At 63.2% G+C, this 23,023-nt stretch carries 21 protein-coding genes; 11 read left to right on the top strand and 10 right to left on the bottom strand.

Annotated elements, in window-relative coordinates:
• Positions 1-156 precede the first annotated feature (156 nt).
• Both BOO69_RS17810 and BOO69_RS17805 read left to right on the top strand, forming a co-directional pair.
• The gene (locus tag BOO69_RS17810; RefSeq protein ID WP_216636992.1) at positions 157-1,248 is read left to right on the top strand and encodes a KpsE/RkpR family capsule polysaccharide export protein; all 1,092 of its coding nucleotides are present in this window, start codon (positions 157-159) and stop codon (positions 1,246-1,248) included.
• A gap of 9 nt (positions 1,249-1,257) precedes the next feature.
• Positions 1,258-1,929, top strand: coding sequence for an ABC transporter ATP-binding protein (locus BOO69_RS17805; protein WP_071973390.1), 672 nt, complete (start codon positions 1,258-1,260; stop codon positions 1,927-1,929).
• Here the strand turns inward: BOO69_RS17805 and BOO69_RS17800 are convergent, their stop codons facing one another.
• Both BOO69_RS17800 and BOO69_RS17795 read right to left on the bottom strand, forming a co-directional pair.
• A complete protein-coding gene (locus BOO69_RS17800; RefSeq protein WP_216636991.1) occupies positions 1,930-3,075 on the bottom strand; it encodes a glycosyltransferase family 4 protein in 1,146 nt (381 codons plus the stop codon).
• A complete protein-coding gene (locus BOO69_RS17795) occupies positions 3,062-4,009 on the bottom strand; it encodes a glycosyltransferase (protein WP_071973388.1) in 948 nt (315 codons plus the stop codon). The genes BOO69_RS17800 and BOO69_RS17795 overlap by 14 nt, the downstream gene beginning before the upstream one ends.
• A 97-nt stretch (positions 4,010-4,106) precedes the next feature.
• Here BOO69_RS17795 and BOO69_RS17790 point away from each other — a divergent pair, with 97 nt between their 5' ends.
• On the top strand, positions 4,107-5,420 hold the full coding sequence (locus tag BOO69_RS17790; protein ID WP_156874963.1) for a glycosyltransferase: 1,314 nt from the start codon (positions 4,107-4,109) through the stop codon (positions 5,418-5,420).
• Positions 5,417-6,640, top strand: coding sequence for a glycosyltransferase (locus BOO69_RS17785; RefSeq protein WP_071973386.1), 1,224 nt, complete (start codon positions 5,417-5,419; stop codon positions 6,638-6,640). The genes BOO69_RS17790 and BOO69_RS17785 overlap by 4 nt, the downstream gene beginning before the upstream one ends.
• Here the strand turns inward: BOO69_RS17785 and BOO69_RS17780 are convergent.
• Positions 6,630-9,320: a calcium-binding protein gene (locus tag BOO69_RS17780; RefSeq protein WP_172839558.1), complete on the bottom strand. Its 2,691-nt coding sequence runs from the start codon at positions 9,318-9,320 to the stop codon at positions 6,630-6,632. The two genes, BOO69_RS17785 and BOO69_RS17780, sit on opposite strands and share 11 nt — an antisense overlap.
• 251 nt (positions 9,321-9,571) lie before the next feature.
• Between BOO69_RS17780 and BOO69_RS17775 the strand changes: the two genes are divergently transcribed.
• From BOO69_RS17775 to rfbA, 5 genes are all read left to right on the top strand, one after another.
• Positions 9,572-10,603 carry a DUF2793 domain-containing protein gene (locus BOO69_RS17775; protein ID WP_071973384.1) on the top strand — a complete coding sequence of 344 codons (1,032 nt, stop codon included), beginning with the start codon at positions 9,572-9,574 and terminating at the stop codon, positions 10,601-10,603.
• A 110-nt stretch (positions 10,604-10,713) separates the two neighbouring features.
• A complete protein-coding gene (rfbC, locus tag BOO69_RS17770) occupies positions 10,714-11,283 on the top strand; it encodes a dTDP-4-dehydrorhamnose 3,5-epimerase (protein ID WP_172839557.1) in 570 nt (189 codons plus the stop codon).
• Positions 11,280-12,320, top strand: a complete 1,041-nt coding sequence (rfbB, locus tag BOO69_RS17765; protein WP_071973383.1) for a dTDP-glucose 4,6-dehydratase — start codon at positions 11,280-11,282, stop codon at positions 12,318-12,320. Before rfbC ends, rfbB begins: the two co-directional genes overlap by 4 nt.
• Positions 12,321-12,343: 23 nt before the next feature.
• Positions 12,344-13,195: a dTDP-4-dehydrorhamnose reductase gene (rfbD, locus tag BOO69_RS17760; protein WP_071973382.1), complete on the top strand. Its 852-nt coding sequence runs from the start codon at positions 12,344-12,346 to the stop codon at positions 13,193-13,195.
• Positions 13,192-14,064, top strand: a complete 873-nt coding sequence (gene rfbA, locus BOO69_RS17755; protein ID WP_071973381.1) for a glucose-1-phosphate thymidylyltransferase RfbA — start codon at positions 13,192-13,194, stop codon at positions 14,062-14,064. The genes rfbD and rfbA overlap by 4 nt, the downstream gene beginning before the upstream one ends.
• A gap of 26 nt (positions 14,065-14,090) precedes the next feature.
• Here rfbA and BOO69_RS17750 read toward each other — a convergent pair whose 3' ends face one another.
• From BOO69_RS17750 to gmd, 4 genes are all read right to left on the bottom strand, one after another.
• On the bottom strand, positions 14,091-15,530 hold the full coding sequence (locus BOO69_RS17750) for a mannose-1-phosphate guanylyltransferase/mannose-6-phosphate isomerase (RefSeq protein WP_071973380.1): 1,440 nt from the start codon (positions 15,528-15,530) through the stop codon (positions 14,091-14,093).
• Positions 15,531-15,706: 176 nt separating this feature from the next.
• Positions 15,707-16,873 carry a DegT/DnrJ/EryC1/StrS family aminotransferase gene (locus tag BOO69_RS17745; RefSeq protein ID WP_071973379.1) on the bottom strand — a complete coding sequence of 389 codons (1,167 nt, stop codon included), beginning with the start codon at positions 16,871-16,873 and terminating at the stop codon, positions 15,707-15,709.
• Positions 16,870-17,799, bottom strand: coding sequence for a GDP-L-fucose synthase family protein (locus BOO69_RS17740; RefSeq protein ID WP_071973378.1), 930 nt, complete (start codon positions 17,797-17,799; stop codon positions 16,870-16,872). Before BOO69_RS17740 ends, BOO69_RS17745 begins: the two co-directional genes overlap by 4 nt.
• Before the next feature lie 3 nt (positions 17,800-17,802).
• Complete coding sequence (gmd, locus tag BOO69_RS17735; protein WP_071973376.1) at positions 17,803-18,921, bottom strand: GDP-mannose 4,6-dehydratase; 1,119 nt, start codon at positions 18,919-18,921, stop codon at positions 17,803-17,805.
• A gap of 119 nt (positions 18,922-19,040) precedes the next feature.
• Between gmd and BOO69_RS17730 the strand changes: the two genes are divergently transcribed.
• Positions 19,041-19,733, top strand: coding sequence for a fumarylacetoacetate hydrolase family protein (locus tag BOO69_RS17730; RefSeq protein WP_071973375.1), 693 nt, complete (start codon positions 19,041-19,043; stop codon positions 19,731-19,733).
• A complete protein-coding gene (maiA, locus tag BOO69_RS17725) occupies positions 19,730-20,377 on the top strand; it encodes a maleylacetoacetate isomerase (protein ID WP_071973374.1) in 648 nt (215 codons plus the stop codon). Before BOO69_RS17730 ends, maiA begins: the two co-directional genes overlap by 4 nt.
• On the opposite strand, the gene BOO69_RS17720 is transcribed toward maiA, so the two are convergent.
• From BOO69_RS17720 to BOO69_RS17710, 3 genes are read right to left on the bottom strand one after another with little or no spacing between them, the layout of a single operon-like run.
• Entirely contained in the window at positions 20,370-21,176 is an 807-nt protein-coding gene (locus tag BOO69_RS17720) for an alpha/beta fold hydrolase (RefSeq protein ID WP_071973373.1), read from the bottom strand. The genes maiA and BOO69_RS17720 overlap by 8 nt on opposite strands.
• Positions 21,169-22,158: a P1 family peptidase gene (locus tag BOO69_RS17715; RefSeq protein ID WP_071973905.1), complete on the bottom strand. Its 990-nt coding sequence runs from the start codon at positions 22,156-22,158 to the stop codon at positions 21,169-21,171. The genes BOO69_RS17720 and BOO69_RS17715 overlap by 8 nt, the downstream gene beginning before the upstream one ends.
• Before the next feature lie 60 nt (positions 22,159-22,218).
• Positions 22,219-22,965, bottom strand: coding sequence for an SDR family oxidoreductase (locus BOO69_RS17710; RefSeq protein WP_071973372.1), 747 nt, complete (start codon positions 22,963-22,965; stop codon positions 22,219-22,221).
• Between the last annotated feature and the right edge of the window lie 58 nt (positions 22,966-23,023).

Genomic DNA, 23,023 nt, shown 5'->3' with positions numbered 1-23,023 from the left:
CAGGCGCCACCGGCACAGGCGGCCCCTGCCAACCAGGCGCAGCGTGCGCAGGTCGATACTGATCTGGCCGAGCCCGCGCCGCCCCGTCAGCAACCTGGCGCCGAAAAGATTCCGGTGGGCAAACCTGCAGTCCCCGCCAAGACGAAGGGCAGGCACATGTTCCTGATGGCGTCCTTCGTGTTCGTCGTGCTTGTGCCGGCGTTCTTCACCGCTTTCTACCTGTGGACCCGTGCAGCGGATCAGTTCGCGTCTGACGTGGGATTTTCCGTCCGGACCGAGGAAAAAGGATCGGCGATCGAACTGCTCGGGGGCATTACGGAGCTGTCTGGGTCAAGTTCATCCGACACGGATATCCTGTTCGCGTTCCTGTCCAGTCAGGAACTCGTCCGCAAGGTCAATGCCGAGGTGGACCTCCGCGAGATCTGGTCCCGTGTCAGTGTCGAACAGGATCCGTTCTTTGCCTTTGACCCGTCCGGCACGATCGAAGATCTCCAGGATCATTGGGACCGCATGATCTCGATCGTCTATGACAGCGGTACTGGCCTCATCGATCTTGAAGTATTGGCGTTCAACCCGGTGGACGCCCAGAACATCGCGCAGGCGATCCTTGATGAATGTGCGTCGATGATCAACGCCTTGTCCAATATCGCGCGCGAGGATTCGATCAAGTATACCGAGGAAGAGCTCGAGAACGCCGTCGAACGGCTGAAGGAAGCGCGCCGTACTCTGACCGAGTTCCGGAATCGTACGCAGATCGTCGACCCCAGCATCGACACCCAGAACCAGATGGGTCTGCTGGTCACGCTGCAGCAGCAGCTTGCCGATGCCTTGATCGAATATGACCTTCTGGATGACACGACGAGCGAAAGTGACCCCCGTGTCACACAGGCCCAGCGCCGGATCGAAGTCATCAATGCGCGGATCGCGTCCGAACGGCGCAAGCTTGGTATCGGTGAAGACGGCGGCAGCGGCGAGGCTTTCGCGAACCTCGTTGGGGAATACGAAGGTCTGATCGTCGATCGTGAGTTCGCCGAGCAGGCCTATACCGCAGCACTTGCCGCCCATGACGGGGCCTTGGCCGAAGTGCGCAAGCAAAGCCGATACCTCGCCGCGCATGTAAAACCGACCCTGGCCGAGAAGGCGGAGTATCCGAAGCGGATCAAGATCATGGCGTTTCTTTTGCTTTTCTGTTTCTTCGCCTGGGCGATCCTGTGCCTCGTCTTCTACAGCTTGCGTGACCGCAAGTAGGGGCGCGCGATGATTCATCTGGAGAATCTGACCAAGTATTTTCGCACCCGGAAAGGCTATCAGACCATCGTGGAGAACCTGACCGCGACCTTTCCGACAGGGGCGTCGGTTGCCCTGCTGGGCCGCAACGGCGCGGGCAAGAGCACGCTGTTGAAGTTGATCGCCGGAACGATCCGGCCCACGTCAGGGCGGGTTCTGTCCACCGGAAGCATTTCCTACCCTGTGGGTTTCGCGGGTTCCTTTCACCCCGACCTGACCGGTGCGCAGAACACCCGCTTCGTCGCGCGGCTCTATGGGTATGACACCGACAGCCTGCTGGAGTTCGTGACGGAGTTTGCCGAACTCGGCGGACACATGCACATGCCGCTGCGGACCTATTCGTCGGGCATGCGGGCGCGCCTTTCCTTCGGCGTATCCATGGGCATCCCCTTTGATACCTACCTCGTGGACGAGGTGACCGCGGTCGGCGACGGATCTTTCCGTGCGAAATCCGCCGCGGTATTCGATGACCGGATGGAGCGGTCAGGGGCGATCGTCGTGACGCACTCCCCCCCAATGGTGCGCCGGATGTGCAACATGGCCGCCGTCCTTGAGAACGGGGATATCCAGTTCTTCGAAGACATCGAAGAGGCGTTGGAACTGCACGAGATGCAGATGGCCCAGACACCGCCGAACCGGTGATCAGCCTGCGAGCATGCGATGCAGCAGGTTCCGCGCGCGATCCCCGAAAACCTCGGGTGACCATTCGCGTTCCCAGACCCGCCTTATGTCTTGGCGGAGCGCCGGATCCGACATGCGGGCGCGGCGCAGGAAGTCTGCGATTCGCAGGCCGGCGGTTTCGGGCTCGGCAGTGTCGATGACCAGTCCCATGGGGTGCCGATCCACAAGCGCCCTTGCCCCTTCGAAGTCGGCAAGGACAATGGGAAGGCCGGCCTCGAACGCTTCGAGGGTGCCGATGGGTGTCCCTTCGTAGCGGGAGGTGAGAAGGTAGGCATCGGCGGCCCGCAACAGGGGGCGGACGTCCCGGACAGGACCGGTACAGAAGACGCGGGAAGCCACATCGTCAGCAAGCTGCGCGCGGATTTCCCGTTGAAAGGCCGCGGTATCGGTTCCGGTGCCGCACAGGATCAGCGCGGTATCGTCCGGCAGGTGGTTCATCAGCCCGATGGCAGCGGCGTAGTTCTTCTGCCGTCCAGCGCGGCCGGTCATGACCAGGGTGGGGTCAGCCGGCCGGGTGAAAGCTGGAAGCGTCCCAAGATCGGAACAATTCGGCAGTACGTGTACGTTGTGCCGCGCCAGATTGCGCGCACCCAGCCTGATGCGCGCGCGGTCGGCCATATCCTGAGAAAGGAAGATCAGGTTGATCGGCGGGCAGGTCCGCAACAGTGCCTTTTCCAGCATCAGTGACAGGAAGCTGGCATGGGGTTTGTGCCCCTTGCCGTAGGGGAGCCCGTGGATCGTGAAGGCAGTCGCACCGGCAGGCCGCCAGAGCCGCAAGGCCAATGCCGCCCGACCCATGAGCGACGGAAAGCGAGGGTGAATCCAGGTCAGATCGGCGCGTGACTGCCGCAGGAACCTGAGGAACCCCCACCAGCCGCGCCACATGTGCCGCAGCGACAGCCTGCTGCTGAGACCGTCGAGCACGACATGCCGCGTTCCCATTTCGGCCAGCGCGCTGTATCCGCCCAGGTCTGCTTCACTGACGACCGTGACATCCGCGGTCCCTTCAAAGGCCTTTGCCAAGTGACATATGTGGCGCGGCACGCCCGAAGGGATCCCCGCGCCACCGACCAGCAATACCCGTGGTGGTGCGTCAGATGCGGCCAAGGCTGGCAGCCCCCCAGAACCCGATGTTGCCCAGAAGACTTTGGCGGTATGGTCGGATACGTCGCAGGCCGACAAGGCGCGGCAGCATCGATGCGGTACGCGCTTCGGCAAAGTCATCAAGGATGCGGCGGTTTTCGTCGGTGAGCAGGTCGCGTACCTCATCCAGTGCCTTGATGTTGCTTTGAAGCCGGTCTGAGAACGCGCCCCGCAGGACCGCCAGCTTGCGCCTTACCTGCTGTGGCAGGCTGTTGCCCGCGCCGATCACATTGCCGCCGTGCTGGCGGTACAGCAGGCACGGCGGGCCGTTGTCGAAGATGATCCTGCCCCCCGCCCCCGAGACCAGAAGGTAGAGCCACCAGTCATGGGCGAAGACCCGATCCGTTCGCCGGGCCGCCTCGCGGGCCAGCCGGGCGGCGGCGGGATTGAGGAGAATCGTGTTTCCCGAAGCGACGTTCTCGATCAGCGCGTTGCGAAAACAGCAGGGCTTGAGGATGGGCGGCGAGGGTTGCCGCTGATCCATGGCGGGCTGCCAGTAAAAGCTGCGCGCCGCGTAGAGTTTCGGGCCTTCATCCCCGTCGTCGAGTGCGGTGATGCCACGCGACAGCTTATCCGTCATCCAGATGTCATCCTGATCGGCAAAGCCGACATGGCCCGGCGTACCGGGCAGATCCCGGATCAGCTGCATGAAGTTGGCGGAAAACCCCTGTTGCGGCCCTTCTCTGACGATGACCTTGCCGGGATGCTCCTGCAGGAACTGGTCGAGTATCGACCGCGTGCCATCCGTCGAGCCATCGTCACTGAAGACCACCCGCCAGTTTGAAAAGGTCTGCGACGCGATGCTTTCCAATTGTCCGGGTAGGAACGCCGCCCCGTTTCGGACCCCCATCAACAGGTCGACGCCCGTAGACGGAGTGGAGATTTCGGGCAGCGTCATGCGGTATGTCCGTCCGGTCCAGAACCACGAATGAGGTAGATATTCGGGCTGAACTAGACTATCCGTGCTGCGGCGGAAAGCTCAAGGGAACACTTTCGTGGCAAGACTTTTCAGACTGAACCTCGTTCGACGGTTCATTTCGAGCTATCGCGAAGAAGGTCCGAAAGAAGCATTCCGAAAGGCGCGTACCTATACGGCGATGAAGCTCAGACAGGTGGGCGCCGGAACCGTCGGGCTGACAGCGCAGGGGCATCCGCGGTCCGAGGATCAATATCTGCACGGTGTCTGGCAGGATCTTGCCCGGAAAGACGCGTTTCACATCACGACCGCGCCTGCCGTGCTGCAAAAGCGGCGGCAGATCGCGATGATCGGTGATCTCAACCTGCCCCAGTGCCGAAAATACCGGGTCGAGCAGCTGGCGGCCTTCTGGCAGGGGCGGGGGGTCGAATTCGAATTCTCGCACTATCAGGACGTGCCCCGCGCCTCGCGCATCATGCAGAACGCCACGCATCTGATGGAATATCGTCTGCAATCCATGCCCGTGACCGAGATGTTCCGCTACGAGGCGCGTCGGCTCCGACTGCCGGTGCTTTACGATCTGGACGATCCTCTTTTTTCGGTCTCGGCCTACGAGACTTACCGCAACATGGATTCGGTGGGCGAAAAGCTGAAAGCGCATTTCCTGTCCGAGGCGCCCAAGTATCTCGGCATGATGAACGGCGCCGATATCCTGCAGGTCTCCACCCCGGGGCTCGTGGCCCATACCGAGCTTTACAGCGCCAGACCGGTCTACATGCGCCGCAATTTCGCGGATCAGGAGACGCTCGATGCGGGCCGGCATGCCATGGCGACGCGTCCGGGTGATGACGGGATATTTCGGGTCGCTTTTGCCAGCGGTTCGCAGGGACACGAGGTTGACCTGGCAGAGATCATCGATCCGCTTGCGGAATTCATCATGGCCGACCCGAACCGCCGCTTGATGCTGATCGGTCACTTCAAACCCGAGCATCTGCCGGACGGGCTGATCGAACAGGTCGAAACGACCAAGTTCGGCACATATCCCCTGTACCTGGAAGCACTGGCGCGGGCGAACTGCGCGGTGATGCCGCTGTGCGACGACATCTTCAACCGCTGCAAGTCCGCCGTGCGGGTGCTGGATGCCTCTGCCGTTGCCGTCCCGTCGCTGGTGGGCACCGTGGGCGATCTGGCGGCGGTGGTGAAACACGGCGAGACCGGCTTTGTCTCGGCTGGACCGGCCGACTGGATCGAGGCGCTGCGGGCGCTGGCAGAGGATCCCGGGTTGCAGCGCCGCATGGGGCAGGCCGCCCGGGCAGAACTGGAAGCGCACTGGCATGGGTCGGACGGCGCACACATCATCTCGCCCGAAATTCTGGAGTGGGTAGAGGGATGAGCGGACCCCACCTCCTGTTGGCGAATGTCTTTTTCGCGCCGTTTTCCTATGGGGGTGCGACGGTGGTGGCCGAACAGGTCGCGAAAGCACTCGTGCGCAATCACGGCTACCGCGTCACCGCCGTTTCGATGTGCTGCCGACAGGATCTGGCGCCCTATGTCATCATAAAGTCCGAACAAGCCGGGATCACCAACTACCTGATCAACATTCCCGCCAGCCGCAGCTATGGCGAGCTTTACGACAATCCCAGCGTGACCTCTCGCCTTGCGGAACTCATTGCCACGCTCGAGCCGGACCTCGTGCACGCACATTGCATCCAGGACATGGGTACCGGCATCGTTACCGCGGCCCAATCCCAGGGCGTCCCGGTCATCCTGAGCGTTCACGACTTCTGGTGGATCTGCGACCGCCAGTTCATGATCAAGGTGGACCAGCAATATTGCGGTCAGTTCCCCGTCCGCATTGAGCAATGCAAGGGCTGCGTGGACAACTTCTGGTCCGCCAAGATGCGCTTTGACCAGCTGCGGCAGGTGGCCGGCAAGGCTGCGCGTATCACCTATCCCAGCAAGTTTGCGCGTGACCTGTGCGAGGCGTCCGGCCTCGCACCGGGAAGCGGTGTCGTCTGGGAAAACGGTGTTCACCTTCCCGGGGAAGGGTTCTTTGAGCGACAGGCGGCGCGGAGGGAAAGGGACAGTCGGCTGACATTTGGTTTCGTCGGTGGCCCATCGCAGATCAAGGGTTGGCCCCTGATCCGGCGGGCTTTTGCAGAGCTAGACCGCGACGACTTTCGGGTTGTCCTTGTGGATGGTTCGCTGGACGGCAGTTGGTGGAAGGATCATCGCTTCGACAAGTTGCCGGGCTCCTGGGAAGTGCGCCCGCGATTCGTTCAGGAGAAGATGGACGATTTCTATGCGGAAATTGACGTGCTTCTTTTCATGTCCCAGTGGAAGGAGACCTTTGGTCTGGCCATCCGCGAGGCGCTGGCGCGTGGGATCTCCGTGATCCAGACGGATAGCGGCGGCACGACCGAACATGGTGCGGTCGCCCCCGAAAAGCTGATTCCCATCGGAGCCCCGGCCGGTCTGCTCAAGGCCCAGATCGAGGAGGCCCTTGAGAACGGATCGCGCTTGCAGACCGCGGTCGACGTGGCCAGCTTCGACGACCAGGCGCTGGCTTTCGATGGGCTGGTCCGGGACACGCTGAGCGATCTCAGAAAATGAAGTCGCTCGCGTCGAGGTCCGCGAGATCGGTCTGAAGTAGCCGGATCGAACTGTTGCCGCCGGTTTCGATGATCACGTCCCCACCGGCCTGGCGGGTGTGGCCAACGACATCCGAGAAGCTTGCGAACCCCGACACCGCCGACAGATCGATCAGTTCCAGTGCGTTCGTGGCATCGAAATCAAGGATCACGTCATGGCCGTGGTTGTCGGCGAACACGAACCTGTCCGCGTTGAAATTTCCCATCAGCGTATCGTTTCCAGCCCCGCCGATCAGCGTGTCGAAGCCGGCATTCCCATACAGGGTGTCGTTCCCGGTGCCGCCGTCGATGATATCGTCACCGCTTCCGCCGAAAAAGCGGTCGCTGCCCTCGCCGCCCCAAAGGGTGTCATTGCCTTCCTGACCGAAATGCCCGTCTCCGCTGTCGCCTCCGGACAGCATGTCGTTGCCCGTACCACCGAAAAGGCGATCGAAACCCAGACCGCCGAGGAGTGTGTCGTTCCCAGCCTCACCGTAGAGATTGTCCGATTGGTGGCCGCCATCGAGCAGGTCGTCCCCGTCGCCGCCGTTCAAGAGGTCGAAACCGGCGTTGCCGAACAGGGTATCGTTGCCCGCCTCTCCGAAGATTCCATCTACCGTGAGACCATAGTTGCTGCCCGCGCTGATCCAGTCGTCGCCATCACCACCGAAGACCCGGTCGGGCGTTGTGCCGGACCAGATCGTGTCGTTGCCTGCTCCGCCGTAGATCCAGTCGTACCCGGCGCCCCCGAGGATGATGTCGTTCCCGTTGCCGCCAAGGATGGAGTCGGCGCCATCGCCCCCCGACAGGGAATCTTCGCCATCGCCGCCGGTGATCGTATCGAAGCCGCCGCCGCCCAAGAGCATATCGTCATCGCCGCCGCCGTGGATCAGGTCGTTGCCGCCGTCACCGCTGACCCGGTCGTCGCCGGCCCCGGATTCGATCGTGTCGTTGCCCGCGTTGCCGAATATCCCGTCCGCTTCGCCGGTCGTGCGAATGCTGTCCGCCGCGTTGGATGCGTTCAGATCGCCCTGTCGGCGTATTAGGGTCCATACCGGTTCCGCATACCAGATCGGGTGCACTGGCGGGACGCCCGGCAATTGTGTGCCGGCCGGGTTTGACACCGGCGGCGGTGTCGGTGTCGGTGTCGGTGCGGGCGTATCATCGTATGCGTCCGGATCGGTTTCGAGCCTGCCACCGGTGATCAGGTTCAGCGGATTGAAGTCACGCGCATTCAGGGGTGCGCCGTTGGCAGATCGCACTTCGAGAACCTCGTCGCCGATGATGATCTCCGCCCCCCAGCTGCGTTGCTGAACCCGCAGCGCCCCGATACCGGCAAGCTGGCCGAAATCGGACAGGTCGATACGATCCTGACCCAGCTGGAAATCCCGGATGATGTCGCGGACGCCGTCCTGCGTCAGGATGAAAAGATCGGCGCCAGAACCGCCGGTCAGGGTATCCTCGGCGGCACCGTCCATCAGGATATCGTCACCACCGCCGCCCGTGATGTTGTCCGCGCCGGCCAGACCCGCCAGCACGTCGTCCCGTCCCGTTCCGGCGAGGCCACCGCCCGTGGCGGTCGCGACCAGGCTGGCGCCCATCGTCGCGAGGCTGACACTGAATTCCGAAAGGTAAGGCGCCCCCTCCGTGGCTACCCAGATGCGCAATCCCTGGGGCGTGGCCAGCGCAGAGAGCGCGGTGATGCCGTTGAGCGGTGCCGCGGCGGTCGCCTCCATGCTGTGGATGTGTTGCAGGCGGCCGCCCGGCAACATTGCGAACAGCGACAGGCCCGCGTCGGAACCGGCGGCGAGGATGAAATCCTGTCCGCCCACCGTCACGCTGGTCACGTGACTGACATCCGCGAAACGGGTGTCGAGCCCGTCGACCACCTGATCCACGGGTCGCATTCCGTTCGCGGACACCTGAAGAACCGAAAGGGAGTCGCTGCCCGACGCGGCGACGACCAGATAGAGGTGGCCGTCCGCTGCTTCCGAGACCGCCATCGCGCCGGGCCGATCGATCCAGAGGCCGTCGCCGACGCTCACATCCGTGACATGGCGAAGCCGGCCGCCCGAGTCCTGCCGGAACATGCTGACGGTGTCCGCCGAACCGTAGCTTGCAAAGGCATAGGTCTGACCATTGTGAACGGCCGTCTGAAGGTCGGTCGCACGGTGGTTGTCCATGGCGCTGCCTTGGTTGATCGCGTTGACGTTCAGGGTGTTGCCCGCCCCAAACGACAGATTGACGAGGCCACCGCCGCGCAAGGCCGCCAATCCGCTGGGGCCATTTCCGATCAGCTCGACTTCGGAAAACTGGCCGAGGCTCCATCCGCTGGCCGAAACGCTGACCGTACCGTCAAAGGCCGGGCCCTGCCCGTCGGCGTCCAGCCGAACGCCCTCGAGAGAACCGGCATTCAGGCCCGCCATGAAAAGCTGTGGACTGTTTGCCGTCTCCCGCAGGACGAGCTCGGTCGATTCGAGGCTCAGATACCGGTCGGCCAAGGCGAAAGCACCCTGTTGCCGGGTTTCCCCCGCAGCCTGCCCCACGTCGAAGGCGGTCAGCCATCCCCCGCCCCTCGTAGCGGCATAGAGATTCGTCCCCGATCCGGTCTCGACGATCTGAAGGTCGGTGATCCCGACTGTCGCCCCGCGCTGAGACGCCACAAGGGGACCTTCCACAGCAAAGACTGCACGTACCATGCCACCCGCTCCCATTTACCCGGAGCGTTGTTTGGCAGAGGAAAGTAAGTTCCCGCTTGAGGGATTGTGGCCTTTGCGGGGAAGTTGCGCGCCATTTTAGATGTTCGCCGTTGCATCAAATTCAGGCAGACCGCGCGTTGGCGCGGCTGTTGTTTACCCCCGCTTGCCAATCCTCCGGGCCATCGTCATGGACACACCCTGCAAAGGATACCCGGATGTCAGAGACCTCCCCGAGCCTCGCGTTGCCCTACCTTCAGCCTGCACAGGCGCAAAAACATGTCACGCACAACGAAGCCCTGCGCATCCTTGACGCGGTGACCCAGCTTTCGGTGTTGAGCGCGACGCTCGACACGCCGCCCGCCCTGCCTGAAGAAGGGGATCGCCATATCGTCGGGCCGGGCGCGACCGCGGCATGGGCGGGGCAGGAACATGATATCGCGATCTGGGTCGACAGCACCTGGCAGTTCTTCGCACCCCGTCCGGGCTGGCGGGCAGACGTGACGCCAACCGGCGAAACGCTGCGCTTTGACGGGACGGTTTGGGTGGCGCCCGCGCTCGCCGAGTTGCAGAACCTTGAAAGTGTCGGCATCAACGCGTCTGCGGACGGCACGAACCGCCTTGCGGTATCGTCCGATGCCACCTTGTTCACGCATGATGGGTCGGGTCACCAGCTCAAGCTGAACAAGGCCGCCGAGGGGGACACCGCCAGCGTACTCTTCCAGACGGGCTTTGCGGGGCGCGCCGAGATCGGAACGACCGGGGCCGACGATTTCACCATCAAGGTCAGCGCTGACGGCACCTCCTTCCTACGCGCGATCCATATCGAGCCCGTGACCGGCACGATCACGATCGGCGAAGCGTCCGGCACGCGAAACCTGCTGGTCCTTGCGCACGACGCCCCCAGCGTTCAGGTGCGCAATACGGGTGGCAGCGGCGGCGCGTCTTTCATCATGACGGATGACCCGTCCGGCGGTGACTGGAAATTCAAGATCACCGGCGCCGGCGATTTCAAGCTGCGGAACGAAGCGGGTGCCCAGGATGTCCTGAAGATCGACATGCTCAGCATGGTGACAAGCCATTTCGGTCCGGTTCAGCTGATGGATTACACTGTCGCTACTTTGCCGGACGCCGCAGCCGCCGGAGCGGGGGCGCAGGTCTTCGTCACGAACGAGGCCGGTGGGGCGGTTCCGGCATTCTCCGACGGCGCAAGCTGGCGGCGGGTCACGGACCGCGCCGTCGTTTCATAGGCAAAACGCCCAAGCATCGCCGGAAAGTGCGGCGGTGCTTTGACTCGCACCGTGACATTCTCGGACCTGCTTGCTAAAGGCAGGACGATTGAGAATGACGGAGCAATTTTGTGGACTTCATTACGCAGACCAAACTCCCCGGAGTGGTCTTGGTCAATCCGCCCCGGTTCGGTGACAACCGGGGCTTTTTCTCTGAAACATGGAATCGAAAGAAGCTTGCGGATCAGGGCATCGACCTTGATTTCGTACAGGACAACCATTCTGTCTCGGCTGCAGTGAATACCGTGCGCGGTCTGCATTTCCAGTCTCCGCCGCACGCGCAGGGCAAGCTGGTCCGCTGCGGGCGTGGTGCGCTGTTCGACGTTGCCGTGGACATTCGCAAGGGCAGCCCGACCTACGGTGAGTGGGTGGGCTATGAACTGACAGCCGAAAACGGTCTGCAACTGCTGATTCCAGCCGGGTTCCTGCACGGTTTCGCCACGCGCGCGCCGGATACCGAAATCATCTACAAGTGCAGCGATTACTACGCGCCCGAATGTGACGGCGCGGTTCGCTTCAACGATCCCGACATCGGCATCGATTGGGGTCTTACCGGGGAAGCGGTGCTGTCGGAGAAAGACGGCAAGGCACCGCTGCTCGCAGATTTCGACAGCCCATTCACTTATGAAGGTACAGCATGAAAATTCTGGTTACAGGCGGCGCCGGTTTCATCGGATCGGCGGTGGTGCGCCTTGCCGTTGAACGAGGTCACGAAGTCATCAATGTCGACGCGCTGACCTACGCCGGCTGCCTCGAGAATCTGGACAGCGTGAAAGACAATCCTCTCTACAGTTTCGAGCAGGTCGATATCCGCGACCGCCCGGCGCTGGACGATACCTTTGCAAAGCACGCGCCGGATGCGGTGATGCATCTGGCGGCGGAAAGCCACGTGGACCGTTCGATCGACGGCCCCGGAGATTTCATCGAAACGAACATCACCGGGACTTACAACATGCTGGAAGCCGCCCGCGCCTACTGGGTGGGCGCGGGGAAGCCGGAAGGCTTCCGTTTTCACCACATCTCGACCGACGAGGTCTTCGGCTCGTTGGGGGATACCGGCATGTTCACGGAGGATACGCCCTACGACCCCCGGTCGCCTTATTCCGCGTCGAAAGCGTCAAGCGATCACCTTGTCAGGGCCTGGCACGAAACCTACGGGCTGCCCGTGGTTCTCACAAATTGCTCCAACAACTACGGGCCCTTCCACTTTCCGGAAAAGCTGATTCCCGTCGTGATCCTGAACGCGCTCGCGGGCAAGCCCCTGCCGGTCTACGGTCAGGGAATCAACGTGCGCGACTGGCTGTTCGTCGAAGACCACGCCGATGCGCTGTTGCTGGTGCTGGAAAAGGGCGTGTTGGGACGCAGCTACAACATCGGCGGCGAGAACGAGGCCCGCAACATCGACATCGTGCGGAAAATCTGCGGTATCCTTGACGAAAAGCGCCCCAAGAGCACCAAGTACGAAGAGCAGATCACCTTTGTGGAAGATCGCGCTGGGCACGACTTACGCTATGCAATCGATCCGACGCGCATTCGGACCGAATTGGGATGGCGACCGTCCGTCACGCTGGACGAGGGCCTGGAGCGGACAGTGCAGTGGTACCTCGACAATGAAGACTGGTGGCGGGCACTGCAGGCGCGCGACGGCGTCGGCAAGCGGCTGGGCGTCAAAGGCTGAATCCCTCAACCGAAGGAGGTCCGATGACCATTCTCGTTTTCGGTGAAACCGGGCAGGTCGCCCGTGAACTGGCACGGCTGGACAACACGAAATGTGTCGGGCGCGATGCTGCGGATCTTGTGCAGCCCGACGCCTGCGCCCGGCTGATCGCCGCCGAGAAACCCGCGGCGGTCATCAACGCCGCCGCCTATACGGCCGTGGACAAGGCGGAAACCGAAGAAGACCTCGCCACCGTCATCAACGGCGAAGCGCCGGGCGCCATGGCGCGGGCCTGCGCCGATCTGGGGATTCCCTTCGTCCACATCTCGACGGACTATGTCTTTGCCGGGGATGGGCAGCAGCCGTGGACGCCGGATGATCCGACCGGCCCCTTGGGCGCCTATGGGCGGTCCAAGCTCGTGGGGGAGCAGGCGGTTCGCGACGCTGGCGGCGTCCATGCCATCCTTCGGACGTCCTGGGTGGTGTCCGCGCATGGCAACAACTTCGTCAAGACGATGTTGCGGCTGGGGGCCGAACGAGATGCGCTGACGATCGTTGCGGATCAGATCGGCGGGCCGACGGGCGCGCGTGAAATCGCCGCCGCATGCCACGCCATCGCTGGCCAACTGGCCGCCGACCCCGGCAAATCGGGGACCTATCATTTTTCCGGCGACCCTGACTGCAGTTGGGCGGATTTTGCGCGGGCGATCTTTGAAACGGCCGGGTTGACCTGCACCGTGACGGACATTCCGTCTTCGGACTATCCCACACCGGCGGCACGGCCCCTGAACTCCCGGCTGGATTGCAGCGAGACGGAACGCCGCTTCGGCATTTCCCGTCCCGACTGGAAAGCGACCCTCACACATATTCTGAAAGATATTGGAGCATCGAAATGACAAAGCGCAAAGGCATCATTCTGGCCGGCGGCTCCGGCACGCGGCTTTATCCGATCACCATGGGCGTCAGCAAGCAGCTGCTGCCGATCTACGACAAGCCCATGATCTATTACCCGATTTCCGTGCTGATGCTGGCCGGCATCCGCGAGATCGCGATGATCACGACACCGCAGGATCAGGAACAATTCAAGCGGACGCTTGGCGATGGCAGCCAGTGGGGGATTTCCCTGACCTATATCACCCAGCCCAGCCCCGACGGGCTGGCGCAGGCGTATATCCTCGCGGAAGATTTCCTCGATGGTGCCCCTTCCGCCATGGTTCTTGGGGACAACATCTTTTTCGGCCACGGGCTGCCCGAGCTGCTGGCCGATGCCGATGCGCAGGAAAGCGGCGGGACGGTCTTTGGCTACCATGTCTCGGATCCCGAAAGGTACGGCGTGGTCGGCTTCGACAAGAATGGCGTCGCGCAGTCCATCATCGAGAAGCCGGAGAAGCCCGCCTCGAACTATGCGGTCACCGGGCTCTATTTCCTCGATGCCGATGCACCGCGCCTGGCACGACAGGTCAAACCGTCGGCACGTGGCGAACTGGAGATCACGACGCTGCTCGAGATGTATCTTGAAAAAGGTGCGCTGAGGGTGAATCGCATGGGGCGTGGTTATGCCTGGCTCGATACCGGAACCCATGCAAGCCTTCTGGACGCGGGCAACTTCGTCCGCACGCTGACCAGCCGGCAAGGCCTTCAGACCGGGTGCCTCGAGGAGATCGCGCACGACCTGGGCTGGATCGACGATGCGGCCCTGACCGAACGGGCCGAGCTCTTCCGCAAGAACGGCTATGGGGCCTACCTCGCATCCTTGCAGAAGTAGGCAGCGGGCATCAGGGCGAGGGGGCGCTAGCCTTTTGCGCCCTGGCCGCGCGCGTAGACATCTTCGTAGCGGATGATGTCGTCCTCGCCCAGATAGCTGCCGGTCTGTACCTCGATCAGTTCCATGGGCACCTTGCCGGGGTTTTCCATGCGATGCACGGCCCCCAGCGGAATGAAGACGGATTCGTTCTCGCAGACGAGCTGGACCTTGTCGTCGATGGTGACCCTCGCGGTTCCCGCGACGACGATCCAGTGCTCCGAGCGGTGTACGTGACTTTGCAGGCTCAGCGCGGCGCCGGGCGTTACCACGATCCGTTTCACCTGAAACCGCCCGCCCAAAATCAACGTCTCGAAGAACCCCCAAGGGCGGTGATCCTTGGGAAAGGTGTCGGCCTGCGGGATATCCCGTTTTCGCATCTCCTTGACGACATTGCCCACGTCGGCAACACGGTCGCGGTGGGCAATCAACACGGCATCGGGCATTGCGACGGCAACGATCCCGTCCAGTCCCAGACCCACGATCTGCTGACCCGCGTTCTCGGACCTGAGAAGGCTGTTCGTGCAATCCAGAGCCATCGCCGCACCTTGAAGCGCGACTCCATTCGCATCCGTATCGGCATGTTGATGAACTGCGGTCCAGCCACCCAGATCGGACCAATCGCCATGGTGTTCGATCACGCTGAGGTTCGAAACCTTTTCCATGATCGCGAAGTCGACGGAGATGTCCTCGCAGCGGGCCCAGGCTTCGGGGTCGAGCCGCAGGAAACCCAGATCGGGCCGGGCACCATCGACGGCAGCCTGCACATGTTCGAGCATCTGCGGAGCGTGGGCGGCGTAGGCGTCCACCAACGTCCGGGCGGTATACATGAAGATTCCGGCATTCCACAGATAGCCGCCCGCAGACAGCATCCGTTCTGCGTCAGCCAGCTTGGGCTTCTCCACGAAGCGCTTCAGCGGAACGGCTGCGCCATGGCTGCCTTCGCCGACTTCCAGATAGCCGTAACCGGTTTCGGGGCGATCGGGCAAAATGCCGAAGGTCACGATCTGTCCCGCGATCGCCGCATCGACGCCGCGCTGGACGCTTTCCCGGAACTTGTCGGCTTGGGTGATGTAATGGTCCGACGGCGCGGCGAGCATAAGGGCATCCGGATCGGACTGCATCCGGACTAGTGCCGCCGCCAGCAGGGCAGGGGCCGTGTTGCGGGCCTGCGGCTCAATCAGCACAGCGCCCGGATCCAAACCCGCTTCGGCCAACTGCTGGGTCGCGATGAACCGGAAGTCCGAGTTGGTGACGATCATCGGGGCACCGTACCCCGGACCCGAAAGCCGCGTGCTGGACTGCTGGTAGAGGCTCCCCTCACCGATAAGGGAAATGAACTGCTTGGGGAAACTCTTGCGCGACACGGGCCAAAGCCGCGTGCCCGACCCCCCGCAAAGGATAACCGGCGTGATTTCGCGATCTGTCATCACTTTGTCCTTCTTCTTGTCGGCGCGACTCTAACGCGTTGATAGCGGCGGGAATATGGCGGCGTGCCGAGGCGGCCTGATTTATCAGGCATCCCAAGCATCACACGGCGTCCATTGTCGCCGAAACGAAAACAATGCCGCCGACAGCGAAAAATGGAAACAATCGCACCGCAAGGTCACAGAGAGGCAAGTTCCCTGATGGCTTCGGGCAGGGGATAGTGGTGATTTCCCACGAACAGCCCGTTGGCGTCGATGTAGTCGGCGTTGCTGAGCGTACCGTGAATTTCATGGTCGATATGCTGCATGACCTCGTTCTTGGCAAAGTTCCCGGCGACGATGGGGCGGCATTCGAACCCCTTTTCCCCGAGGTCGCGGACCATTTGCGCGCGCTGTCCTGCATGGTCTTCGCGCAGGACAAGGGAGAAGCCGAACCAGCTGGATTCGCCGATCTCCCGCTGGATCATGAAGCGCGGATGATCGTTCAGCATGTCCTGCACCATCGCGCCGTTCGCGCGGCGGCCCTCGATCAGCGCAGGCAGCTTGCGGATCTGTTCGCGCCCCAGCGCGCCGGACATTTCCAGGGGACGCAGGTTGTATCCGGGCAGGACGAAGCGAAAGCTTTCTTCGAACGGGTCATCGGACTTCTCTCCGGTGACGTGGTTGAACTTGGGCAGATTCCTCGTCCAGCCGTGGGCACGCAGCGAAAGCATGACGTGATAGAGTTCTTCGTCATCGGTCACCACCATGCCGCCCTCCATGGTCGATATGTGGTGCGAGAAGAACGAGGAATAGCTGCCCATCACACCGAACGTACCGGCCTGGCGGTTTTCGAAGGTCGCTCCCATGGATTCGCAGTTGTCTTCGATCATGACGATCCCGCGCGGTTCCGTCAGCGCCTTGAGACGGGCAAAATCATTCGGGTTGCCCAGCAGGTTCACCACCATCAGCGCGCGCGTCCTGTCGGTGATCGCGGCCTCCAGCGCGGCCAGATCGTAGTTCAGCGTTTCGCGGTCGATGTCGACGAACTTCAGCCGCAGGCCATACTGCGACAGGGGATAATAGGTCGTCGACCAGCTGACCGCGGGCACGATCACCTCTTCCCCCCGGTTGAGCTTCAGCGCGGGATTCCGGGTAAAGAAGAGCGCCGCGGTCATCAGCAGGTTCGCGGACGAGCCAGAGTTGACCATGACCGCGAACTTCGACCCGAAAAGGTCGGCGAACTCGGTTTCATAGGCCCGCACCTCCGGGCCCATGGAGAACATGTCGGATTCGATCACGCGGTCGAGGGCGGCATATTCCGCGTCGTCCCATGAAGACGTGGCAAGGGGGTATTTAAAGCTCATGTCGCGTGATGCTCCAGGTAATGGCGGTAGGTTCTGGCAATTCCCTCGCGCAGCGGGGTGGGGGCCTGCCAACCCCATGTCGTCTGCCGATCGATCGCGCAGAGTTTCTGCTTCATGCCCACCGGGCGGGACAGGTCGTGCGTGAACTCCCCCTGCCAGCCGATCACCTCGGCGACCGTGGCGTAATAGTCGTTGATCGCATGGTCGTGACCCAGACCGACGTTCATGGCCCCCGGCAGGACCTCTGGAGTCTCGACCGCCTTCCACACGGCATCGGCGAGATCTCCGGCGTACATGAATTCGCGCCGCGCCGTCCCGTCACCCCAGATCTCCACCGTTTCGGCGCCCGTCCGTTTCGCTTCGTGAACCTTGTGGATGATGGCCGGCAGAAGGTGCGACGCCTTTGGGTCGAATTTGTCGTAGGGCCCGTACAGGTTGCAGGGGATCAGGGTCTTGTATAGCGCATCGGGATCTTCGGCGCGGATATAGTCGCACAGCTTCATGGCCATGATCTTGGCGATGGCATAGCCCTCGTTCGTGGGTTCGAGCGGGCCGGTCAGGATGCTTTCCTCCCGCAAGGGATTTTCGGCCTGTGCGGGGTACATGCAGGTGGATGCCAGGTTGATGAGCCGCATCACGCCTGCTGTCCTCGCCCCCATGATGACGTTGCGGCCAATGGCGACATTCTGTTCCAGGAAGGCCACCGGATGCGCCATGTTCGCCTGGATACCGCCCACGCGCCCCGCGGCATGAACGATCACGTCGGGCTTCTGCGTCGCGATGAAATCGGCGGTCTCGTGCGGATCCGTGAGGTCAAGCTGCGCGGAACCGGGGGCCAGGATCTCCCATCCCTGCGCAGCCGTATGGTCGCGGATATTGCGGCCCACCATCCCGCCCGCCCCGGTAAGAAGGAGTCTGCCTGCCACCGCTCAGTCCTCCCGCGACATCTGCGGATCGTAGCCGTGATCCTTCAGCACGCGCTCCCGCTGGGCATTGCGCAGATCGTTGGCGACCATCTCCGCGCACATTTCCCGGGCCGTGATCTGCGGGGTCCAGCCCAGCTTTTCCCGAGCCTTGGACGGGTCGCCCAAGAGGGTCTCGACCTCTGCCGGACGGAAGTATCGCGGGTCGATCCGAAAGATCACGTCGCCCTCGCGCAGGGCAGGGGCCTTGTCACCGGTAATGCCGTCCACGATGCCGATCTCGTCCACGCCGCTCCCTTCGAAGCGCAGGGTCAGACCCAGTTCCGCCGCCGACCATTCGATGAACTGGCGGACGGAATACTGGACCCCGGTGGCGATCACGAAATCCTCGGCCTTGTCCTGCTGCAGCATCAGCCACTGCATCCTCACATAGTCCTTGGCGTGGCCCCAGTCGCGCAGCGCGTCGATGTTTCCCATGTACAGGCAGGGTTCCAGCCCCTGCGCGATGTTGCACAGGCCACGGGTGATCTTGCGTGTCACAAAGGTCTCGCCCCGGCGGGGGCTCTCGTGATTGAACAGGATGCCGTTGCAGGCATACATGCCGTAGGCTTCGCGGTAGTTCACCGTGATCCAGTAGGCATACATCTTGGCCACGGCATAAGGGCTGCGCGGATGGAACGGCGTGGTTTCCGTCTGCGGGGTTTCCTGCACCAGACCGTAAAGCTCGGATGTGGATGCCTGGTAGAACCGTGTCTTCTGATCCAGCTTGAGAAAGCGGATGGCCTCGAGCAGGCGAAGCGCGCCGTTCGCATCCACGTCGGCGGTATACTCGGGTGCCTCGAAACTGACGGCCACATGGCTCTGCGCACCGAGGTTGTATACTTCGTCCGGCTGCACTTCGGCCAGGATGCGGGTCAGGTTCGAGGTATCGGTCAGGTCACCGTAATGGAGGTGGAAGTTACGGTTCCGTTCGTGGGGATCCTGAAAGATGTGATCGATCCGCTGGGTATTGAACAGCGATGCGCGCCGCTTGATTCCGTGCACCTCGTAGCCCTTTTCCAGCAGGAACTCCGCCAGATAGGAGCCGTCCTGTCCGGTGACGCCGGTGATGAGTGCTTTCTTCATGTGACCTTCCTGACGTCTCTTTCTGCCCTTCTATGGCATCGGGTGGCTCAGGCCAATACGCTCGGCATTGACGGCGCCGGGCAGGCGGTGTTCGTTACCCCAATCAAAGGAGCTTGCCCATGTATGTATTCGATCCCCCCCGTCAGGCCAGTCTCGCCGTGCAGGCCAGCGACGCGCGCTTTCCGGTGCGCAGGATCTTCTGTGTCGGTCGCAACTATGAAGCGCACGCGCGCGAAATGGGCAAGGATCCGACCCGCGAGGCGCCCTTCTTCTTTACCAAGCCGGCGGATGCGGCCGTCGACACGCCCTGCACCATTCCCTATCCGCCGCTGACGGAAAACCTGCACTACGAGATCGAACTGATCATCGCCATCGGCAAGGGGGGCGCACGGATCGCCGAAGATGATGTGATGGATCACGTCTGGGGCGCTTCCGTCGGGCTCGACATGACCCGCCGCGATCTTCAGGGGGAGGCGAAGGACATGGGCCGCCCGTGGGACTGGGGCAAGGCTTTCGATCAGTCGGCGCCGATCGCGCCCATCAAGCCGATGGCGGATGTTCCCAGCGTCGAGAAAGGGCGCATCTGGCTGGCGGTGAACGGCACGATCCGGCAGGACGCGGACCTGTCCGACCTGATCTGGTCGGTGCGCGAACACGTGTCCATCCTGAGCCACGCCATGACCCTTGCCCCCGGCGACATCATCATGACCGGCACACCCGCCGGCGTCGGGGCCGTGGTGACCGGCGATGTCATCACGGGCGGTGTCGACGGAATCGGCGAATTGGAAGTGACGATCGGACCGCGCTCGTGAGCGACCTGATCCTGCACAACTACTTTCGGTCTTCCACCTCGGTGCGGGTGCGCGCGGCCCTGAATCTCAAGGGGCTGGACTACGACTATGTTCCGCTGTCGCTGCTGAAGGGCGAACAGGCAAGCGCCGATCATCTCGCACTGAACCCGTCCGGGCTTGTGCCAACACTCGTCACGCCCCAAGGCGCCCTGCCGCAGTCGATGGCGATCCTCGAATGGCTGGACGAGGTGCATCCGGAGCCGCCCCTGCTGCCCGGCGACCCCTGGGGTCGGGCGCGGGTCCGCAGCCTGGCGCATATCATCGCGCTGGACATTCACCCGGTGAACAATCTGCGCATCCTCAAGCACATCGAGGCGGAGTTCGGCGCTGATGCGGATGCCAAGGCCGCCTGGTTCCGCAAATGGGCCGGCGCGGGGATGCAGGCGCTGGAGGCACGGCTCGCGGCGGAGCCCGAGACAGGCGAATTCTGCCACGGCGACATCGTCGGTATGGCCGACCTCTGCCTCTATGCGCAGGTGCTCAACAACGCGCGGTTCGACGTGGACATGACCGGTTGTCCCACGATCCTGCGTATCCACGAGAACTGCATGTCGCTCCCGGCGCTGGAGCGTGCCGCGCCGGCCAACCAGCCGGATGCTATCTGATCGGATGCGACTTGAGGAAAGCGCCGAGATGTGAGGCGACAGCCTGCGGCGCGTCCCAGACGATGGAATGTCCCGCGTCGGCCACCGTTTCCTCGCGCAAATCGGCGATCCCCTCGAACCCCGGCCGGGCGAGATCGGGTGGCACGAGTATGTCCTGTGCGGCATAGAGCACCAGCGTGGCGCAGGCGATATCCGACAGGCGCGCCTCTGGCCGGAAGGCCTTGAACCCTTCGAGCTGGTGCGCCATCGCATCGACCGTCTGGGCATAGGGATAGGCCTGCGCGGCTTCCAGCGCCGCCTCGGCATTTGCGGGATCGGTGAAGAACCCGGGGCCGAAGATCCACGGGTAGAGCGCGCGCAACCACGCTTCCTCGCCCTTCGGCATCCGCCGGATGGCAAGCAGGGCCTCGAACACCGCTGTGGTGCGCGGGCTGCGCACCCGGCCCGAAGCCATGACCGTGGCGCTGGCCACACGGCCAGGGAACAGACCGGCCAGCTCCAGCGTCATGAGCCCGCCCATGGAATGTCCGGCCACGTGAAATCGCGGATGGCCAAGGTGATCCATCAACGCGATCACGTCGGCCACCATCTGAGGCATCCTTGCGGGGGCATCCCATGGCGTGGTGCGTCCCGTCGTGCGGTTGTCGGGTCGGATGACGGTGAAACCGTCGCGCAGCAGCGGAACCAGCGGGGTCCAGGCGGCGCTGTCGCTCAGCATCCCGGCGAGCAGGACCAGCGGCGGTCCGTCGCCATCCACCTCGTAGTGCAGGGTCACGTCATCGAGGGTCAGGTCAGGCATTCAGATCGCTCCAGCAGGGCAGAAGATCGCCGGATCGCGGCGAGGCGTGAAAGATGGCGCGCGCGATGGCGCGGGACAGGCAGAGCGCGGCGGCATGGCCGATCAGCATCACGTCTCCAGCGCCGGCCTCTCCGGTGCTGAGCGCGAAGACGAGATCGCCATCGTGGGGCGTATGTGCGGGCACGGTGGCCCGGCCGATCCCGTCATGGGCGGCAACAGCGACGCGCTGGCACTGCGACTTGGTCAGTGCCGCGTCCGTGGCGACGATGGCAATGGTCGTGTTCTCGCGCGGGGACATCGCCTGCCTCTTGCGACTGTCGAGGGACATGCCGAGGCCGGACGCCGGATCCGGCCCCAGGCCGCCGAATTCCGCCCCGATCTCGAAAGGCGCGGCATAGAAATGCCGGTCGCCCGGGGTGGTGACCGCCCCGACCGGGTTGGCCGCGACAAGGGCGCCGACGGTGCTGCCGTCCGGCAGAACGAGCGACGCCGACCCGAGCCCGCCTTTCATCATCGCGCTCAGCGCGCCTGTCCCCGCACCGGCGGTGCCGAGGTCGAATGACGTCGCCGCGGCGTCGAGCGCTTGCCGCCCCAGGGCGCGATAAGGGTTCTCGACCCAATTCTTGTCGCCCCCGTTCAGCAGGTCGAAGATGATCGCGCCGGGCACGAGCGGGATGATGGCCGGACCAATGGCGTAGCCGCGACCGGCGGCGCGCAGACCGTCCACCACGCCCGAACAGGCGTCGAGCCCATAGGCCGATCCGCCGGAAAGTACGAGGGCATCCACGGCCTCAACCGATTTGTCCGGTGCCAGCAGGTCGGTTTCGCGCGTGCCGGGGGCGCCGCCCATGACATGCACCGATGCGACGAAGGGCGCATCGCCCACGACCACGGTGGTGCCGGATTTCAGGGCATCATCATGGGCATTGCCGACGCGCAGGCCGCGCACGTCGGTGATGAGGTTCCGTGGGCCTGTATTCATGATCTTCACACCGTCGTTTACATGGGATGGTCCGAAGCGGGGCCAGCCGCGACCTGCATCTCATATGCAGCGGCCGCCGTCGACCTCCAGGGCGGTGCCGGTGATCATGCTGGCCTCGTCCGAGCAGAGGAACAGCGCGGCATTGCCCATGTCCTGCGGCGTCGAGAAGCGACCGAGCGGAATGGTCGACAGGAATTTCGCACGCATCTCGGGCGTGTCCTCCCCCATGAAACTCCTGAGCAGAGGGGTCTCCCCCGCGACGGGGTTCAAGGCGTTCACACGGATGCCGACGGGCGCAAGTTCGACCGCCATGGCCTTGCTGGCGGTGATCATCCAGCCCTTCGATGCGTTGTACCAGTTCAGGTTGGGCCGCGGAGATACCCCCGCGGTGGAGGCGATGTTCAGGATCGCCCCTGCCTGCCGCTCCTTCATGTGCGGGACGAGTGCGCGGGCCGTGAGGTAGACGGATTTCATGTTGACCCGGCAGACACGGTCGAAGTCCTCTTCGGAAACCTCGTCCAGCGGTGCCGGAAGGTGGGTCACCCCCGCGTTGTTGACGAGGATGTCGACGTGCCCGAACGTATCCACCGCGGTCCGGGCCATTTCGTTTACCGACGCGCCGTCGCCGACATCGACCGTGTGTGCGACGGCGTGGTCGCCCATTTCCGTTCTGAAATCGCGGGCCGCGGCCGCGTTGATGTCGGCGATCATCACGCGCGCGCCTTCCTGGATGAAACGGCGCACGATACCGGCGCCGAATCCGGAGGCGCCACCGGTGATGATCGCTGTCTTGCCGGTGAGTCGCATTTGTTTTGCCTCCCCAATCGGTCGCGTCTCAGTGTGCAACCTGTGCGGTGGCTTGCCA

Origin of the sequence: Sulfitobacter alexandrii (genome assembly GCF_001886735.1) — a bacterium.
In the GTDB taxonomy this organism is placed as follows: domain Bacteria; phylum Pseudomonadota; class Alphaproteobacteria; order Rhodobacterales; family Rhodobacteraceae; genus Sulfitobacter; species Sulfitobacter alexandrii.
Note: the sequence above shows the minus strand (reverse complement) of the source record. Positions and strands in the feature narration are given on the sequence as shown.

Coding starts and splice junctions, on each gene's coding strand:
- BOO69_RS17785 (WP_071973386.1), top strand. CDS start 5,417: ATGAGCGGACCCCACCTCCTGTTGGCGAATGTCTTTTTCGCGCCGTTT.
- rfbB (WP_071973383.1), top strand. CDS start 11,280: ATGAAAATTCTGGTTACAGGCGGCGCCGGTTTCATCGGATCGGCGGTG.
- BOO69_RS17720 (WP_071973373.1), bottom strand. CDS start 21,176: ATGCCTGACCTGACCCTCGATGACGTGACCCTGCACTACGAGGTGGAT.
- gmd (WP_071973376.1), bottom strand. CDS start 18,921: ATGAAGAAAGCACTCATCACCGGCGTCACCGGACAGGACGGCTCCTAT.
- rfbA (WP_071973381.1), top strand. CDS start 13,192: ATGACAAAGCGCAAAGGCATCATTCTGGCCGGCGGCTCCGGCACGCGG.
- BOO69_RS17750 (WP_071973380.1), bottom strand. CDS start 15,530: ATGACAGATCGCGAAATCACGCCGGTTATCCTTTGCGGGGGGTCGGGC.
- BOO69_RS17795 (WP_071973388.1), bottom strand. CDS start 4,009: ATGACGCTGCCCGAAATCTCCACTCCGTCTACGGGCGTCGACCTGTTG.
- BOO69_RS17730 (WP_071973375.1), top strand. CDS start 19,041: ATGTATGTATTCGATCCCCCCCGTCAGGCCAGTCTCGCCGTGCAGGCC.
- BOO69_RS17715 (WP_071973905.1), bottom strand. CDS start 22,158: ATGAATACAGGCCCACGGAACCTCATCACCGACGTGCGCGGCCTGCGC.
- rfbD (WP_071973382.1), top strand. CDS start 12,344: ATGACCATTCTCGTTTTCGGTGAAACCGGGCAGGTCGCCCGTGAACTG.
- BOO69_RS17775 (WP_071973384.1), top strand. CDS start 9,572: ATGTCAGAGACCTCCCCGAGCCTCGCGTTGCCCTACCTTCAGCCTGCA.
- BOO69_RS17710 (WP_071973372.1), bottom strand. CDS start 22,965: ATGCGACTCACCGGCAAGACAGCGATCATCACCGGTGGCGCCTCCGGA.
- BOO69_RS17805 (WP_071973390.1), top strand. CDS start 1,258: ATGATTCATCTGGAGAATCTGACCAAGTATTTTCGCACCCGGAAAGGC.
- BOO69_RS17745 (WP_071973379.1), bottom strand. CDS start 16,873: ATGAGCTTTAAATACCCCCTTGCCACGTCTTCATGGGACGACGCGGAA.
- BOO69_RS17810 (WP_216636992.1), top strand. CDS start 157: ATGTTCCTGATGGCGTCCTTCGTGTTCGTCGTGCTTGTGCCGGCGTTC.